Genomic DNA, 15,679 nt, shown 5'->3' on the forward strand with positions numbered 1-15,679 from the left:
GCCGGGAGGCCGTGGTGACGTTCGTCGCGGTGGACGCGACCACAGGTGGTCCGGACCAGAGCACGCGGCTGGCACCGCGCCTCCAGGCCGGGTCGAGATGTCGAGACTGTTCAGATGTCCAAGAACCGGACGTCCTTGGCGTTCTGCTGGATGAACTGGCGACGTGCGTCGACGTCTTCACCCATCAGCGTCGAGAACGTGCTGTCCACCGCGGCGGCGTCCTCGAGCGTGACCTGCAGGAGCGTGCGGGTGTCCGGGTTCATCGTGGTGTCCCAGAGTTCCTTGTAGTCCATCTCGCCGAGGCCCTTGTAGCGCTGGATGCCGTTGTCCTTCGGGATCCGCTTGCCGGCGGCGATGCCCGACTGCATCAGGGCGTCGCGCTCCCGGTCGCTGAACACGTACTCGTGCGCCGCGTTCGACCACTTCAGGCGGTACAGCGGCGGCTGCGCGAGGTACACGTAGCCGCGCTCGATGAGCGGACGCATGTAGCGGAACAGCAGCGTGAGCAGCAGCGTGGTGATGTGCTGGCCGTCGACGTCGGCATCGGCCATCAGCACGATCTTGTGGTACCGGGCCTTGTCCGGGTCGAAGTCCTCACCGATGCCGGCGCCGAACGCCGTGATCATCGACTGGATCTCCTGGTTCGCGAGCGCACGGTCGAGCCGCGCCTTCTCGACGTTCAGGATCTTGCCGCGCAGGGGCAGGATCGCCTGGGTCATCGGGTTGCGGCCCTGCACGGCGGAACCGCCGGCGGAGTCACCCTCGACCATGAAGATCTCCGACAGGGTCGGGTCCTTCGACTGGCAGTCCTTCAGCTTGCCGGGCATGCCGCCCGACTCGAGCAGGCCCTTGCGACGCGTGGTCTCGCGGGCCTTGCGGGCCGCGAGCCGTGCCTGGGAGGCCTGGATCGCCTTGCGGACGACGTCGCGGGCCTGCGTCGGGTTGCTCTCGAACCAGTGCGTGAGTTCGGTGCCGACGACGCGCTGGACGAACGACTTCGCCTCGGTGTTGCCGAGCTTCGTCTTCGTCTGGCCCTCGAACTGCGGCTCGCCGAGCTTCACGGAGATGACGGCCGTCAGTCCTTCACGGATGTCGTCACCCGTGAGGTTGTCGTCCTTCTCCTTGATGATCTTCGTCTCGCGCGCGTAGCGGTTGACGAGCGTCGTGAGCGCAGCACGGAAGCCTTCTTCGTGCGTGCCGCCCTCGTGCGTGTTGATCGTGTTCGCGAAGGTGTGGACGCTCTCCTGGTACGAGGTGTTCCACTGCATCGCGACCTCGAGCGCGATCTTGCGCTCGGTGTCCTCGGATTCGAAGCCGATGACGTCGGGGTGGACGAGGTCGGCCTTCTTCTGCGCGTTGATGTACTCGACGTAGTCGGCGAGACCGCGCTCGTACATGAAGGAGTCGTTGCGCGCCTCTTCCCCTTCTTCCGGGGTGCGCTCGTCGCGCAGGTTGATCCGCAGGCCCTTGTTGAGGAAGGCCATCTGCTGGAAGCGCGTGCGCAGGGTCTCGTAGTCGAAGACGACGGTCTCGAAGATCTCGGCGTTCGGCCAGAAGGTGATCGTGGTGCCGTGCTCGTCCGACGGCTCGTCCTTGGTCAGCGGTGCGACCGGGACGCCGTCGGTGTAGCTCTGGCGCCACACGTGGCCCTGCTGACGGACCTCGACGTCGAGCTCGGAGCTCAGCGCGTTCACGACGGACGAACCGACGCCGTGCAGACCACCGGAGACGGCGTACGCACCGCCGCCGAACTTGCCGCCGGCGTGCAGGACGGTCAGGACGACCTGGACGGTCGAGACACCCTCGGCCGCGTGGATGCCGACCGGGATGCCACGGCCGTTGTCGACCACGCGGACGCCGCCGTCTTCACGGATGGTGACGTCGATGGTGTCGCAGTACCCGGCGAGGGCCTCGTCGACGGAGTTGTCGACGATCTCCTGGACCAGGTGGTGCAGACCGCGGGGCCCCGTCGAACCGATGTACATACCGGGACGCTTGCGGACCGCCTCGAGCCCCTCGAGCACCTGAATCTGGTCTGCTCCGTAGGACGGTTCGCTCTGCGGGGTCTCCGCGTCGAGCGGGTTCTGCGGGTCGTCTTCAGATTCTGATGCCATGTCGAGCGTGCTCCTGCCTGCGCGCGGAACGCCCGCGCACTGCACCTCCCAGTCTACCGCAGAGGCCCCTCTTTCGAGGGCTCATCCGGCCCACAGACGGGCTTTTTTGGCACCGCAGGATGATTTCGTCGGCTCAACCGTAGGTGTCGCGAGGACCGCGCCCCTGGACCGTCCTGGGGCCGCGTTTCCAGGTGGGGACGTCCGGCCCCGAAACCCGGATCGACTCCACCCCGGCTTCCGGGTGCCGCTCGGCGATCGTCGTCGTGACGCTCGCACGCATGAGCCGGAGCTGCGTCGCCCAGGCCGTCGAGTCGCACCGGATGACCAGCGCGCCGTCGTCGATGGTCACCGGGGTGGAGTGCTTCGCGAGTTCCTCGCCGACGACGCTGGGCCAGTCGACGAAGAGCTCCGAGCGGGCCAGGGGTTCGGTCCACCCGAGTTCGTTGGCCAGGGATCCGACGACGTCGCCGAGTCCCCGGGGTTCACGGCCACGGCCGTAGGGGACGGTGTCGGCGTCGAACTCGCGGGAGCGACGGCGGCGGGCGTCGACCCCGCGCTTCGACGGGTCGCCGAAGACGGCGCGGAGGTGGCGGTAGACGCGGGACGGTTCCGTCGGCTTCCAGGGGCGGGGCATCAGGAGTCGGCTTCCGGCGGCGTCGTCGCGTCGGTCGCTTCCGTCGCGTCGGTCGCGTCAGTCGTGTCGGTCGCGTCAGTCTCCGGACTGGAGGCGCGGCTCGCGTCCGCCTCGTCGGTCACGATCGTGCCCGCCTCGATCCGCACCGTGTGCGCCGCCAGCTGCGCGGGAACGTCGCCGAACACCGCCGCCGTGATGAGGACCTGCTCGTAGTCCGCCACCGCGTTGCCCAGCCGTTCGCGTCGGGACTCGTCGAGTTCGGCGAACACGTCGTCGAGGATGATGATCGGGTCACCGAGGTTCGACTCCGCCCGCAGGATCGACGCACTCGCCAGCTGGATCGCGAGCGCGAACGACCAGGATTCACCATGACTAGCGTATCCACGGGCAGGTAACCCGTTCAGCTGGAACAACACGTCGTCGCGGTGCGGGCCGACGAGGGTGAGTCCGCGGTCGAGTTCGTCCCGGCGGCGTCGCTCGAGTGCCGCTGCGAACGCCTCGGCCGCCGCCGCGACCGTGACCGGCTCGTCCGGTGTCCCGAGCACGGGGTCCGTCGCCGCCGCGGCCTCCGGGTCACCGCCGCGGATGGAGAGCACCCCGGCGATGGAGGCGTCGTGGTGCTCACCGGCGACCGTCGCGTACGCCTCGGCGACGAACGGTGCGAGCCGACGGGTCAGGTGGTCGCGCGCGGCGACGATCTCGGCACCGAGTCCGACGAGTCGGTCGTCCCAGACGTCCAGTGTCGACAGGGCATTCGCCTTCGCGCCCGTCGCCCGGGCCGACTTGAGCAGGGTGTTCCGCTGACGGAGCGTCCGGTCGTAGTCGGCCAGCACGCCCTGCATCCGCGGCGCGATCTGGCCGAGCAGCTCGTCGAGCATGCGCCGTCGGCCGGCCGGTTCGCCGCGGACGAGTGCCAGGTCCTCGGGCGCGAAGAGCACGGAGGTGCAGTAGCGCGGGAGTTCACGGGGCTTGATCGCCGACCGGTTCACCTGCGCACGGTTCGCACCCGTGCGGTTGATCTGCACCTCGGCGAGGATGCTGCGGTCCTCGTGCGCGAGGCGTGCCCGGACGATCGCGGCGTCACAGCCCTGCCGCACGAGTGCGGCATCGGTCGGGACGCGGTGGGACCCGAGCGTGGACAGGTACCCGATCGCCTCGACCAGGTTGGTCTTGCCCTGCCCGTTCCGCCCGACGAACAGGTTCGGCCCGCGTGCGAGGTCGACGTCCGCCTCCCGGTAGTTCCGGAAGTCGGTGAGTTGGAGATGGTCGACGTGCACGCGGGCCGAGTCCGGGTTTCCCCGGGTGGTCCTAGGACTTCTTGACGGCGTGACCGCCGAACTGGTTGCGGAGCGCCGCGACGGCCTTCATCGTCGGGGACGCGCTGCCCTGACGCGAGACGAAGCGCGCGAAGATCGACGCCGACAGTGCCGGCATCGGAACGGCGAGCTCGATGCCCTCTTCCAGCGTCCAGCGACCCTCGCCCGAGTCCTCGACGTAGCCCTCGAGCTCGTCGAGCTTCGGGTCTTCGTTGAGCGCGAGGACCATGAGGTCGAGCAGCCAGGAACGGACGACCGTTCCGCGCTGCCACCCGGCGAACACCGCGGGGACGTCCGTGATCAGGTCCTTGGCCTCGAGGAGCTCGTAGCCCTCGCCGTACGCCTGCATGATCGCGTACTCGATGCCGTTGTGGACCATCTTGGCGTAGTGACCGGCGCCGATCGGGCCGGCGTGCGAGAAGCCCTCTTCGCGCGGGCCCTCGGGGCGCAGTGCGTCGAAGACCGGCATCGCGAACTCGACGTCCTTGACGTCACCGCCGACCATGAGGCCGTAGCCGTTGTCCTTGCCCCACACGCCGCCGGAGACACCGACGTCCATGTACCGGATGCCGCGCGCACCGAGCTGCTCGGCGTGCGTGGTGTCGTCGAGCCACTTCGAGTTGCCGCCGTCGATGACGAGGTCGCCCTCGTTCAGGACGCCGGCGAGTTCGGTGATGACGTCGTCGGTGATCTTGCCGTGCGGCACCATCACCCAGACGAGTCGCTGACCCTCGGGCAGTGCGCCCGCCAGGTCTGCGAGGCTCGCGACGTCGGAGACGGCGGGGTTGGCGTCGTAACCGGTGACCTCGATCCCTGCGTTGCGGAGACGGGCACGCATGTTGTTGCCCATGCGACCAAGGCCGACAAGACCGATGTGCATGATTTCCTCTTCTGTTTCGTCGTCGCGCTGAGGCCGAAGGTGGTGGGTCAGCGCAGTGTTCCTGTTGCGCCTATCGCAGCAGCAGGTTGGGCTGCAGCAGGTACCGGTATCCATCGGTCGCGGCAGCCTCTTGCGAAGTCTGGCCGGTGATCAGCACCGGGCCCGGCTTGTTGGGGTTCTCCGTCTTGGTGAAGGAGATGCGGACGAACTCGGAGTGCACCGCGTTCAGTCCGTCCAGGAGGAAGGCGGGCTTCAGCGAGACCACCGTTTCCTCTCCGGTCAGCAACGCACTGATCGACTCTGACGCCTGCGCTTGTTCGGATCCGATCGCCTCGAGCGTGAGCCCGTCGACCGTGAAGGAGAACCGGAGCGCTGCTTCGCGCTCCAGGACGAGTGAGACCCGTCGGACGGCTTCGACCAGCTCGGCGGTGTTGATGACCGCGTGGTCGTTGACGTTCTCGGGGAAGAGCCGGCGGACCGGCGGGTAGTTGCCCTTGATGAGCAGGGACGTGACGGTCTTGTCGTCGGCGTGGAACGCGATGAGCTCGCGGTCCGAGTTGCCGCTGATCGACACCGAGACGGTGGACGCCGACCCGAAGGTGCGACCGACCTCCTGCAGGGTGCGGGCGGGGACGAGGGCGTGCAGCGGGTCCGATCCGACGCGGCCGGAGTCCCACGCGATGGTGCGGACGGCCACGCGGTAGCGGTCGGTGGCGATGAGCGACAGGTCGTTGTCGCCGACCTCGAGCTGGACACCGGTGATGACGGGGGTGACGTCGTCGCGGCTCGCGGCGACGGCGACCTGCGACACGGCCTCGGAGAAGGCATCGCCGGGGATGACACCGGTCTGCGGACCGATCTCGGGCAGCGTCGGGTACTCCTCGACCGGCATGGACAGCAGCGTGAAGTGTGCCGATCCGCAGGAGACCGAGATCTTCGAGTCCTCGGTCGTGAAGGTGACCGGGGCGTTCGGCAGTCGGCTCGCGATGTCGTTCAGCAGGCGACCGCTGACCAGGACCGTGCCCGGGTCGTCGATCTGTGCGGAGATCGACGTCTGCGCCGAGACCTCGTAGTCGAACGACGAGAGCGTCAGACGATCACCGTCGGCGTGGATCAGGACGCCCGACAGGATCGGGAGGGTCGTGCGCTGTGGGAGGAGTTTCACCGCGAAGGAGACGGCTTCGGAGAAGACGTCCCGGTTGACCTCGAACTTCACAGCTGGAACCCCTGTCGATCGGCTTGGACTGTCCGGCCGCCCCATTCTGGCACAGGCGGACGTGGGCCGGATTTCTTGTCATCCCGCCGTCCACAAGGTTGTCCCGCGGAGATGGATCGTTAACCAGGAGTAATGGTGTTAACGCCTGTGCACACTGTGGATAACCCTGTGCATGCCGCTCGGCCGTAGGGAACTACACGGTTGTGACTTGTGGGCGGTCTGTGGGCGGCGTCGGGATGAATGAATCTCATCTATCCACTTCCATCCCCAGTTTCCACAGGAGGCCCCCTCGCTGTGAACAACCGGGCGGCGTGTCCTCCACAGTTATCCACAGGCTATCCACACTGTGAGAACTCCGGCCCATGGAACCGTCTCAGATGGTGGATACGCCCGGAGACGGGCCGATCTCAGCGGTAGCGGCGGTCCTGCTTGATGCGGCTCGTGAGCTCGGTGACCTGGTTGTAGATCGACCGGCGCTCCTTCATGAGTTCCGTGATCTTCTTGTTCGCGTACATGACCGTGGTGTGGTCGCGGTTGCCGAACAGCTGCCCGATCTTCGGCAGGGACAGGCTCGTGAGCTCGCGGCACAGGTACATCGCGATCTGCCGAGCGGTGGCGATCGCCTGGGATCGGGACGAGCCGTACAGGTCGTCGACGGAGAGCTTGAAGTACTCCGCGGTGTGGTTGATGATGTCCGTCGGCGCGACGACGTTGTCCTCGTCGAGGGTGATCAGGTCCTTGAGGACGGTCTGCACCAGGGCCATGTCGACGGCCGTCCGGTTCAGGCTCGCGAACGCCGTGACGCGGATGAGCGTCCCCTCGAGCTCGCGGATGTTGCTTGACACCTTCGACGCCATGAACTCGAGGATGTCGTCGGGCACCTGCAGGTGGTCGGACTGCGCCTTCTTGCGCAGGATCGCGATGCGCGTCTCGAGCTCGGGCGCCTGCACGTCGGTGATCAGGCCCCACTCGAAGCGGGAGCGCATGCGGTCCTCGAACCCGGTCAGGTGCTTCGGTGCCACGTCGGACGTGATGACGACCTGCTTGTTGTGGTCGTGCAGCGTGTTGAACGTGTGGAAGAAGGCCTCCTGCGTGGAGTCCTTCCCCTGCAGGAACTGGATGTCGTCGATGAGCAGGATGTCGATGTCGCGGTAGCGCTGCTGGAACTGGTTCGAGCGGTTGTTCGCGATCGAGTTGATGAAGTCGTTGGTGAACTCCTCGCTCGACACGTACCGGACACGGATCCCCGGGTAGAGGCTCTCGGCGTAGTGCCCGATGGCGTGGAGCAGGTGGGTCTTGCCCAGCCCGGAGTCGCCGTAGATGAAGAGGGGGTTGTAGGCCTTCGCCGGTGCCTCGGCGACCGCGACCGCTGCGGCGTGCGCGAAGCGGTTCGACGAGCCGATGACGAAGTTGTCGAAGTTGTACTTCGGGTTGAGCCGCGACTCGGGCCGTCCGCTCGTGCCCGGGGAGTCGATCTGGCTCGGGACGAAGGGTGCCTCGATGTACTGGCGGGGTGCGGCGCTCTGCTCCACCGCTTCCTGCACGGGTTCGGCGTACTCCGGCACGTTCGGGTCGACGCGCGGCTCGGACGCCATGTCCGGGTTCACGGTGATGGCGAAGTTCGCGACCGTGTCGTCCCCGATGCGTGCGACGGCCTCGGTGATCGGGATGCGGATCCGCTGCTCGAGCATGCCGCGGGTCAGGTCGTTGGGGACCTCGAGGTACAGGGTGCCGGCGAGGACGCCCTTCGGTTCGACCAGGTTGAGGAACCCGTGGAGCTGCGGCGTGATGCGGGGGTCCTCGGCGAGGATTCCGAGTACGGATGACCAGAGGTCCTCGACGGGGTCGGCCGGCATCGTCATGTCGCGCTCGTCTCCAGGTGTGTGTCGTGCGTTCGGTGCCGGACCGGGGTGCGTCCTGCTGGGTCGGACGTGCCGGGGCACCGCGGGTGGTGGCGCTCAGCGGACCGTGTCGTTCGCCGGCGGTTCGTCGGTGGCTCGGGGGCTTCGTCGACGCCTCGTACCGCGCGTGTTCCCACAGGGTTGTCCACAGTGTTGTCCACGACCGCCCGGATCCGTCAGACAGGAGTACTTCCCTGTCGTACCGGGGCGCGGGGCCGATCGATGACCCCACTGTAAAGGACCGGGCCGGGTGGCACCGAACGGAAGTTGTCCCCAATGTGGAGAATGGACCGCGGCGGTGTCCACGACGCCCCGGCATCGAGGCCGGCCCCGATCGGCGTTTGACCTGCCCGCTGCTGTCACGTACCGTTAACCAGTTGACTGCGGCCGATTGGTCGCGCCCATCTGCGTCGTTCGACACCGAGCGATGACACATACATACGTGACGGCTCGCCGCGAGCAGCCGTGTGGAGAGATCATGAGCAAGCGCACCTTCCAGCCGAACAACCGTCGCCGCGCCAAGAAGCACGGCTTCCGCCTCCGCATGCGGACGCGTGCCGGCCGCGCCATCCTGTCGGCGCGTCGCGCCAAGGGCCGCACCGAGCTCTCGGCCTGATCAGGCTCATCGCCTGATCCGGTCCTCGGTCTGACCCCGGCATCGCAGTGTTGGCCAGCGCCAACCGCATCGTCCGCGGGGACGACTACCGGAACGTCGTGCGTCGTGGTCGCAAGAGCGCCACGGCGCACGTCGTCGTGTCCGTGGTCCGTCGTTCGGCGGACCCCACCGGACCGTCACGGTTCGGGTTCATCGTCGCGAAGACGGTGGGCAACGCGGTGACCCGGAACCTGATCAGGCGGCGGCTCAAGGCGATTGCGCACGGCATCCTCGCCGACTCCCCCGTGGGGTACGACGTGGTGGTCCGAGCACTGCCAGCCGCATCGCAGGCCGGATGGCCTACCCTGCTCGAAGACGTCGTGCGCTCCTACGCGCGCGGGGTGGAGAAGGCAGCATGAACCGCATCCAGTGGACCCGGCTGGCCTGGGTCGCCGCGTTGCTCCCACGCAACGCGTGCGTCGTCGTGCTCCGGGCCTACCGTGCCGTGATCTCCCCGCTGTACGGCAACGTCTGCCGGTACCACCCGTCGTGCTCCCGGTACGCCCTCGAAGCGATCCAGCAGTACGGCGTCGTCCGCGGATCCGCGATGGGCGCCTGGCGTATCGCTCGCTGCAACCCCTGGGCTGCAGGCGGCATCGACGACGTCACGGAACGTCGTCGCCCGTTCGTCGTCAACCGGTTCGGGTTCGTCCTCGCGCCGATCCCGCAGCAGCCGCACCCCGCGGTCGGAACGGCCCGGCCGGTCCTGCTCCCCCAGCGCACTCGAAAGGCGTAGCCGTCCCCATGGACATCATCGGTACGATCCTCTGGCCGCTCAAATGGGTGGTCTCCGCCATCCTCGTCGGCTTCCACTGGATCTTCGAGAGCATCGGCATGGACCCGGGCGCGGGTATCACCTGGGTCCTCTCCATCATCTTCCTGACCTTCGTGGTCCGCGCCGCGTTGATCCCGATCTTCGTGCGCCAGATCAAGTCGCAGCGTCGCATGCTCGAGGTCGCGCCGCAGCTGAAGAAGATCCAGGACAAGTACAAGGGCAAGAAGGACCAGTTCTCGCGTGAGGCCATGAGCCGCGAGACCATGGCGCTCTACAAGGAGACCGGTACCAACCCGCTGAGCTCCTGCCTGCCGCTGCTGCTGCAGATGCCGATCTTCTTCTCGCTGTACTCGGTGCTGCACGAAGCACAGATCAACAAGACGGGCATCGGCCTGCTGACGAACGACCTCGCGGCGTCGTTCGGCAACGCGGCCCTGTTCGGCGCTCCCCTGCACGAGACGTTCACCAACGCCTCCGGGTGGGAAGTCCGTGCGATCGCCGGCTTCATGATCGTGGTCATGACGGCGTCGCAGTTCATCACGCAGCTGCAGCTCGTCGCCAAGAACATGTCGCCGGAGACCAAGGCGTCGCCGATGTACCGCCAGCAGAAGATGATGCTGTACATCCTCCCGCTGGTCTTCGTTATCTCGGGTCTGAGCTTCCCCCTCGGCGTCATGTTCTACTGGCTCGCGTCGAACGTCTGGACGATGGCGCAGCAGTACTTCGTCATCCGCAGCATGCCGACGCCCGGCTCCGAGGCGGCGCTGGCGCGTGAGGCACGTCTGGCGAAGAAGGCCCAGCGTCGTGGGATCGCGAACCCGGTCCTCGCCGAGGCCGGTGCCGGTGCGGGTGCCGCCGAGATCGAGGCCGTGCGCGTCACCACCCAGCGTTCGCAGCCGGTCGGCAAGCAGCGCTCGAAGAAGAACGGGAAGAAGTAAGTGACCGAGCAGGACACCGCCGCAGCCGTCGACACCACCGAGGCCGAAGACGGCCGCGACGAAGCCGACATCGCTGCGGACTACATCGAGGAACTCCTCGACATCTGCGACCTCGATGGCGACATCGAGATCGAGGAGCGCGCCGGCCGCGTCTACCTGTCGGTCACCGATGACGGTGAGGCGCTCCGTGTGCTGTCGAAGCCGGACACCGTGACCGCGCTGCAGGAACTGACGCGGATCGCCGTGCAGGCGGAGACCGGTGAGTTCAGCCGGTTGATCCTCGACGTGGGCGGTTCGCGTGACGCCCGTGCCGATGAACTCCAGCGTCTCGTCGACACTGCGGTCGAGCGCATCGAGGCGGGTTCGTCGTCGGCCGCCCTGCCCCCGATGTCGTCGTACGAGCGCAAGCTGGTCCACGACCTGGTCGCCGAGAAGGGCTTCCACTCGGAGTCCGAGGGCGAGGGTCGGGACCGCCACACGGTCGTCACCCGATGACGGACGACGCGGTGTCCACGGACGCCGCTCCGGTGCTCGAAGCCGAGCCCGCGGCTGCGTCAGAGCTCTTCGGCGACCAGATCGAGACGGCGCGGTCGTTCACGAACGAGTTGGCTCGACGGGGCGAGGAGTTGGGCCTGATCGGCCCGCTCGAGTTGCCGCGGCTCTGGACGCGACACATCCTCAATTCTGCGTTGCTGGCGCCCCTCCTGGAGGCCCGTGGTCGGGTTGCCGACGTCGGTTCCGGTGCAGGGTTGCCCGGTCTCGTGCTCGCGATCGCCCGTCCTGACGTGCGGTTCACGCTCATCGAGCCGATGGAGCGTCGCGTGGACTGGCTCACGTCCGAGGCGGGCCGACTCGGCCTGTCGAACGTGACCGTCGTCCGTGCGCGGGCTGAGGACGTCTCTGACGACATCGTGGTCGACCAGGTCACGGCCCGCGCTGTCAGTGCACTGTCGAAGCTGATCCCGCTCACGGTTCCGCTCGTTCGGTCCGGCGGCCAGCTGATCCTGATGAAGGGTGCGCGGGTCGACGACGAGATCGAGAAGGCTCGGAAGGTCATCCTCCGCACGCACCTCTCGGACGTCGAGGTCCTCGAGCTCGGGGACGGTGTGGTCGACGAGACCACACGTGTCTTCCGGGCTACAGTTGACTGACGCTGCGGCCCGGACCGATAGGTTCGACCATCAGCGGCTCCACGTTTCACGTGAAACATCGAACCGGGGAAGAGGCATTCGTTGAGCTCATCGACCGATTACGACGCGTCGACTCCGCTTGCTCGCGAAATCGCCGACCTGAACCGCCGGCGTCGGGCCATCGCGACGCAGCAGTTCCCACTGCCGTCGAAGACGCGCATCATCACCGTCTCGAACCAGAAGGGCGGCGTCGGGAAGACCACGACGACCGTGAACCTGGCTGCAGGCCTCGCCCATGGCGGGGCTCGCGTCCTCGTGATCGACCTGGATCCCCAGGGCAACGCGTCGACGGCGCTCGGTGTCGACCACCAGGCTGAGGTCGCCAGCATCTACGACGTCATCGTCGACGAGGCTGCGATGGCCGACACGGTGCAGCGGTCCCCCGAGTCCGACACACTCTGGTGTGTTCCGGCGACGATCCACCTGGCCGGCGCGGAGATCGAGCTCGTGTCGCTGGTAGCGCGGGAACAGCGCCTGCGCACTGCGCTCGACCTGTACCTCCAGTCCCTGGATGAGCCCTACCACTACGTCTTCATCGACTGCCCGCCGTCGCTCGGCCTCCTGACGATCAACGCGTTCGTCGCGGCGCAGGAAGTGCTGATCCCGATCCAGTGCGAGTACTACGCGCTCGAGGGCCTCAGCCAGTTGTTGCGGAACATCGAGCTCATCGAGCGGCACCTCAACCCCAATCTCCGGGTCTCGACCATCCTGCTGACGATGTACGACGGACGGACCAACCTGGCGAACCAGGTCGCCAACGACGTGCGCGAGCACTTCGGTGACCAGGTCCTCAAGGCGATGATCCCCCGATCAGTGCGGGTGAGTGAAGCGCCGAGTTACGGACAGAGCGTCGTGGCGTACGACGTGAACTCCACAGGGTCGCTCTCCTACCTGGAGGCGGCCGCCGAGATCGCAGCACGAGGAGCGCATGACTGATGGCACCCAAGCGAACCGGACTGGGCCGTGGCATCGGCGCGCTCATCCCGACGGCGACGGACCAGCAGGATCGTCCGGTCGACGTGTTCTTCCCCACCGGTGGTTCCCCGGCATCGGCGCCGACGGCCGACGAGCTCGTGGCCGTCCCGGGTGCGCGACTCGCGAACCTCAACCCGCTGGACGTGATCCCGAACGCACAGCAGCCCCGCAAGGAGTTCCGCGAGGAAGAGCTGCAGGAGCTCGTCCACTCCATTCGCGAGATCGGCGTGCTGCAGCCCATCGTGGTCCGCCCGATCCCCGGGGCTGCGGGGACGGAGCCGCAGTACGAGCTCATCATGGGCGAACGGCGCCTCCGTGCGACCAAGGAACTCGGACTCAGCGTCATCCCGGCGATCGTCAAGGAGACGCCGGACGACGCGATGCTCCGTGACGCCCTCCTGGAGAACCTCCACCGTGCGCAGCTCAACCCCCTCGAAGAGGCTTCGGCGTACCAGCAGCTCTTGGCGGACTTCGGTATCACGCAGGAGCAGCTCGGTCAGCGCATCGGGCGATCGCGCCCGCAGATCACCAACACCATCCGTCTGCTCCGGCTCCCCTCCCCCGTGCAGCGCCGGGTCGCCGCGGGCGTCCTGTCCGCCGGGCACGCTCGCGCGATCCTGGCTGCTCCGGACGCTGAGGCAATGGAGTACCTCGCCGAGAAGATCGTCAATGAGGACCTGTCCGTCCGTGCTGCTGAGGCCATCGCACAGCAGCTCGCGACGAAGACCCCGCCGAAGCCGGCACCGCAGCCCACGAAGAACCAAGCGCACTTCAACGACCTCGCTGAGCGGATCGGCGATCGCCTGAACACGCGGGTCAAGATCGCCGTCGGAGCACGGAAGAGTTCCGTGACGATCGACTTTGCGAACGGTGACGACCTCAACCGCATCCTCACCGAGCTGGGCATCGGCGACGTCTCGTCCTGATGCACCTCCGCGGGCGCTGTGCGGCCCATAGCGGGCCTCGCAGCCCCGGTTCGGGTGTCCGGAGCAGGGAGGGAGCGTTCAGCCCGATACGGGGCGCGCAGCCGTTCAGCTGGTTCGAGTTCACGAGCAGCCAACTGGAAGGCCGTACGTTTCACGTGGAACGCTCTCAATCTCGGATCATGAGATCCTGCAATCCTGAGCCGCTATGGCGTGATGTCGTCGGTCAGGAACTCCGCGCTCGTCGGCGCAGCCGCGGGGACACCCTGCACGACGTCGCTCGTCGCGCAGGGGTGTCACCGCAGTATTTGTCCGAGATGGAACGCGGGCGGAAGGAGCCCTCGAGCGAGATGCTGGCAGCAGTAGCCGGCGCGCTGGAGAGGTCCTTGCCCGACCTAGCGGTCGCCGCAGCGGAACAGCTCCGCGAGCGAGCACGTTCCGCAGGTTCTGGCAGCGAACAGCAGCGGAGCAGCTTCCTCCTCGCAGCCTGAGGCGTCGTCGGGGAGCGCCGTCGGCGATCGTGATCAGTGTCGGCTTGCGGTCGGTCGAAACTCCGGCCGCAGCGCACAGTGAGCACGTCCTCGATCTCGGCGCGGATCCGGACGACCTCGTCGGCCGGCAGGATGGGCTCGGGTATGGCCCCTGTCCCTTGGCTGCGGGCTGGTGGAGCACGGCCCGAGCGTACGGCAAGGCCGACCGCTTTCCTTCGATGCCCGCGGCGAGCAGGACGGCTCCGACACCGATTGCCTGCCCAACACAGGTGGTCGCAACGGGGGGATGAACCGCATGGTGTCGGAGACGGCGAGCATGGCACTCGGGTCGCCCCCGTTGCAGTTGACGGAGAGGTGCACGTCCGAGTCCGGGTTGCGGAGTACCAGTGGTCGTTTGGCGAGTCCTCGAATATGCGGTCGACCGTCTGCCCGGTGTCCGCTGCGACGAGTCCGAGCACGGTGGCCGTCGAGTGCGAGCACGCGCTGGTCGAAGAGGGCACGCCGGTACTCGGTCGTGAAGGCTGCGGGGGTGGTGAATCGGTCATGCGTCCACCGAGCGCCGGCAGTTGACCAGACGCACCCGATGCTGCTCAGAGTGGATCAGCTGTCAGCAGCGAGGCGCCGGACAGCGGTGTTCCACGTGGAACATTGCGCTGGCGGCCGCTCCGATGTTCCACGTGGAACGTTCGCCCCCGCGGTTCAGGCGTGGTGGTCACGGATCGCCTGTTCGGCGAGCTCTGCGTAGGTCCAACCGAGGTCGAAACCGGACGCCGAGAGTGCCTGCGGGAGCAGTGATGTCTCGGTCAGACCCGGGAGCACGTTGGCCTCGAGGAACCAGGGCGTGCCCGCGCCGTCGATGATGAGGTCCACACGCGACAGGTGGCGGAGGCCGAGCGCCCCGTGGGCTGCCACTGCGGCGTCCGCTGCAGCTGACGCGAACTCGTCCGACAGCCGGGCCGGGGTGTAGAACGTCGTCTCCCCCGCGTTGTACCGCGCCTCGAACCCGTAGATCCCGTTCCGCGGCACGATCTCCACGGCGGAGAGGGCCACGGGCCCGTCGCCGGTGTCGATGATGCCGACCGCGACTTCGGTGCCTCGGATGAGCTGCTCGACCACGACGTCGTCGCAGTACGTGTACGCCGTCACCATGGCTCGCGGCAGGTCGTTGACGTCGTCGACGAGGGTGACGCCCTGCGCGCTTCCACCGCGTGCTGGCTTCACGGCCAGTGGCACCGGGTGCTCCCCCGCGATGGCCTCGAGCACTCCGACGGCACCGAGTTCGCGGAACACGTCGTGGGACAGCGTGACGGAGCGAGGGGTTCGCACACCTGCCCGCGCGACCAACGCGGAGGCCGTGGGCTTGTCCCATGCCAACCGTGCCGACGTGGAACGTGAGCCGACGAACGGGATGTCCACCGCCTCCAGGATGCCCCGCAGGGCCCCGTCTTCACCGGAGGCGCCGTGCAGAGCCGGCCACACGACGTCCGGGCGGGTTTCGGCGAGAGCCGGCAGGAGCAGCGCGTCCGCGTCGCGGAGGTCGACCTGCCAGCCGTACCCGGTCAGCGAGTCGGCGACCCGTCGACCGGAGCGCAGGGAGACGTCACGTTCGTGCGAGATCCCTCCCGCGACGACGACGACGTGACGACGGGTGAGCTCAGCCATGGGGGTCCT

General features: G+C 67.4%; 16 protein-coding genes and 1 pseudogene. 9 read left to right on the forward strand and 8 right to left on the reverse strand.

The window, feature by feature from the left end; genetic code table 11:
- Positions 1–110: 110 nt before the first annotated feature.
- From gyrB to dnaA, 6 genes are all read right to left on the reverse strand, one after another.
- Positions 111–2,114 (reverse strand): DNA topoisomerase (ATP-hydrolyzing) subunit B, encoded by a 2,004-nt coding sequence (gene gyrB, locus ACVKXF_RS05065; protein WP_222658973.1) that lies wholly within the window; start codon positions 2,112–2,114, stop codon positions 111–113.
- A 133-nt stretch (positions 2,115–2,247) separates the two neighbouring features.
- A complete protein-coding gene (locus tag ACVKXF_RS05070; protein WP_123311284.1) occupies positions 2,248–2,748 on the reverse strand; it encodes a DUF721 domain-containing protein in 501 nt (166 codons plus the stop codon).
- On the reverse strand, positions 2,748–4,025 hold the full coding sequence (gene recF / locus ACVKXF_RS05075; protein ID WP_456795057.1) for a DNA replication/repair protein RecF: 1,278 nt from the start codon (positions 4,023–4,025) through the stop codon (positions 2,748–2,750). The genes ACVKXF_RS05070 and recF overlap by 1 nt, the downstream gene beginning before the upstream one ends.
- A 31-nt stretch (positions 4,026–4,056) precedes the next feature.
- Positions 4,057–4,944, reverse strand: a complete 888-nt coding sequence (gene gnd / locus ACVKXF_RS05080) for a phosphogluconate dehydrogenase (NAD(+)-dependent, decarboxylating) (protein WP_111083684.1) — start codon at positions 4,942–4,944, stop codon at positions 4,057–4,059.
- 70 nt (positions 4,945–5,014) lie between these two features.
- Positions 5,015–6,160, reverse strand: coding sequence for a DNA polymerase III subunit beta (gene dnaN / locus ACVKXF_RS05085; protein WP_111083683.1), 1,146 nt, complete (start codon positions 6,158–6,160; stop codon positions 5,015–5,017).
- A gap of 407 nt (positions 6,161–6,567) precedes the next feature.
- Positions 6,568–8,022: a chromosomal replication initiator protein DnaA gene (dnaA, locus tag ACVKXF_RS05090; RefSeq protein WP_123311288.1), complete on the reverse strand. Its 1,455-nt coding sequence runs from the start codon at positions 8,020–8,022 to the stop codon at positions 6,568–6,570.
- A 517-nt stretch (positions 8,023–8,539) separates the two neighbouring features.
- Here dnaA and rpmH point away from each other — a divergent pair.
- From rpmH to ACVKXF_RS05135, 9 genes are all read left to right on the forward strand, one after another.
- Positions 8,540–8,677: a 50S ribosomal protein L34 gene (gene rpmH, locus ACVKXF_RS05095; protein WP_022889115.1), complete on the forward strand. Its 138-nt coding sequence runs from the start codon at positions 8,540–8,542 to the stop codon at positions 8,675–8,677.
- A gap of 47 nt (positions 8,678–8,724) precedes the next feature.
- Positions 8,725–9,075 (forward strand): ribonuclease P protein component, encoded by a 351-nt coding sequence (gene rnpA / locus ACVKXF_RS05100; protein WP_222658970.1) that lies wholly within the window; start codon positions 8,725–8,727, stop codon positions 9,073–9,075.
- Positions 9,072–9,452, forward strand: a complete 381-nt coding sequence (gene yidD, locus ACVKXF_RS05105; protein WP_111083680.1) for a membrane protein insertion efficiency factor YidD — start codon at positions 9,072–9,074, stop codon at positions 9,450–9,452. Before rnpA ends, yidD begins: the two co-directional genes overlap by 4 nt.
- Before the next feature lie 8 nt (positions 9,453–9,460).
- Positions 9,461–10,429: a membrane protein insertase YidC gene (gene yidC, locus ACVKXF_RS05110; RefSeq protein ID WP_123292941.1), complete on the forward strand. Its 969-nt coding sequence runs from the start codon at positions 9,461–9,463 to the stop codon at positions 10,427–10,429.
- Entirely contained in the window at positions 10,430–10,924 is a 495-nt protein-coding gene (locus ACVKXF_RS05115) for a Jag family protein (RefSeq protein ID WP_123311292.1), read from the forward strand.
- Positions 10,921–11,580, forward strand: coding sequence for a 16S rRNA (guanine(527)-N(7))-methyltransferase RsmG (rsmG, locus tag ACVKXF_RS05120; protein WP_456795058.1), 660 nt, complete (start codon positions 10,921–10,923; stop codon positions 11,578–11,580). Before ACVKXF_RS05115 ends, rsmG begins: the two co-directional genes overlap by 4 nt.
- A gap of 81 nt (positions 11,581–11,661) precedes the next feature.
- A complete protein-coding gene (locus tag ACVKXF_RS05125) occupies positions 11,662–12,555 on the forward strand; it encodes a ParA family protein (protein WP_456795059.1) in 894 nt (297 codons plus the stop codon).
- Positions 12,555–13,520 carry a ParB/RepB/Spo0J family partition protein gene (locus tag ACVKXF_RS05130; RefSeq protein ID WP_396289716.1) on the forward strand — a complete coding sequence of 322 codons (966 nt, stop codon included), beginning with the start codon at positions 12,555–12,557 and terminating at the stop codon, positions 13,518–13,520. Before ACVKXF_RS05125 ends, ACVKXF_RS05130 begins: the two co-directional genes overlap by 1 nt.
- 179 nt (positions 13,521–13,699) lie before the next feature.
- Complete coding sequence (locus ACVKXF_RS05135) at positions 13,700–14,008, forward strand: helix-turn-helix domain-containing protein (protein WP_456795338.1); 309 nt, start codon at positions 13,700–13,702, stop codon at positions 14,006–14,008.
- Between the two features lie 208 nt (positions 14,009–14,216).
- On the opposite strand, the pseudogene ACVKXF_RS05140 reads toward ACVKXF_RS05135, so the two are convergent.
- Together ACVKXF_RS05140 and ACVKXF_RS05145 are read right to left on the reverse strand one after the other, a co-directional pair.
- A pseudogene (locus tag ACVKXF_RS05140) lies at positions 14,217–14,326 on the reverse strand (ATP-dependent Clp protease proteolytic subunit); the annotation flags it as partial.
- 381 nt (positions 14,327–14,707) lie between these two features.
- A complete protein-coding gene (locus ACVKXF_RS05145; RefSeq protein ID WP_456795060.1) occupies positions 14,708–15,670 on the reverse strand; it encodes a D-alanine--D-alanine ligase family protein in 963 nt (320 codons plus the stop codon).
- Positions 15,671–15,679: the final 9 nt, after the last annotated feature.

The sequence above is a fragment of the Curtobacterium sp. PvP017 genome, from assembly GCF_054060195.1.

Bases quoted from the DNA above. Each gene is read 5' to 3' on its own strand.
- gyrB (WP_222658973.1), bottom strand. From the start codon at position 2,114: ATGGCATCAGAATCTGAAGACGACCCGCAGAACCCGCTCGACGCGGAG.
- ACVKXF_RS05070 (WP_123311284.1), bottom strand. From the start codon at position 2,748: ATGCCCCGCCCCTGGAAGCCGACGGAACCGTCCCGCGTCTACCGCCAC.
- gnd (WP_111083684.1), bottom strand. From the start codon at position 4,944: ATGCACATCGGTCTTGTCGGCCTTGGTCGCATGGGCAACAACATGCGT.
- dnaA (WP_123311288.1), bottom strand. From the start codon at position 8,022: ATGACGATGCCGGCCGACCCCGTCGAGGACCTCTGGTCATCCGTACTC.
- rpmH (WP_022889115.1), top strand. From the start codon at position 8,540: ATGAGCAAGCGCACCTTCCAGCCGAACAACCGTCGCCGCGCCAAGAAG.
- yidD (WP_111083680.1), top strand. From the start codon at position 9,072: ATGAACCGCATCCAGTGGACCCGGCTGGCCTGGGTCGCCGCGTTGCTC.
- yidC (WP_123292941.1), top strand. From the start codon at position 9,461: ATGGACATCATCGGTACGATCCTCTGGCCGCTCAAATGGGTGGTCTCC.
- rsmG (WP_456795058.1), top strand. From the start codon at position 10,921: ATGACGGACGACGCGGTGTCCACGGACGCCGCTCCGGTGCTCGAAGCC.
- ACVKXF_RS05130 (WP_396289716.1), top strand. From the start codon at position 12,555: ATGGCACCCAAGCGAACCGGACTGGGCCGTGGCATCGGCGCGCTCATC.
- ACVKXF_RS05135 (WP_456795338.1), top strand. From the start codon at position 13,700: ATGAGATCCTGCAATCCTGAGCCGCTATGGCGTGATGTCGTCGGTCAG.
- ACVKXF_RS05145 (WP_456795060.1), bottom strand. From the start codon at position 15,670: ATGGCTGAGCTCACCCGTCGTCACGTCGTCGTCGTCGCGGGAGGGATC.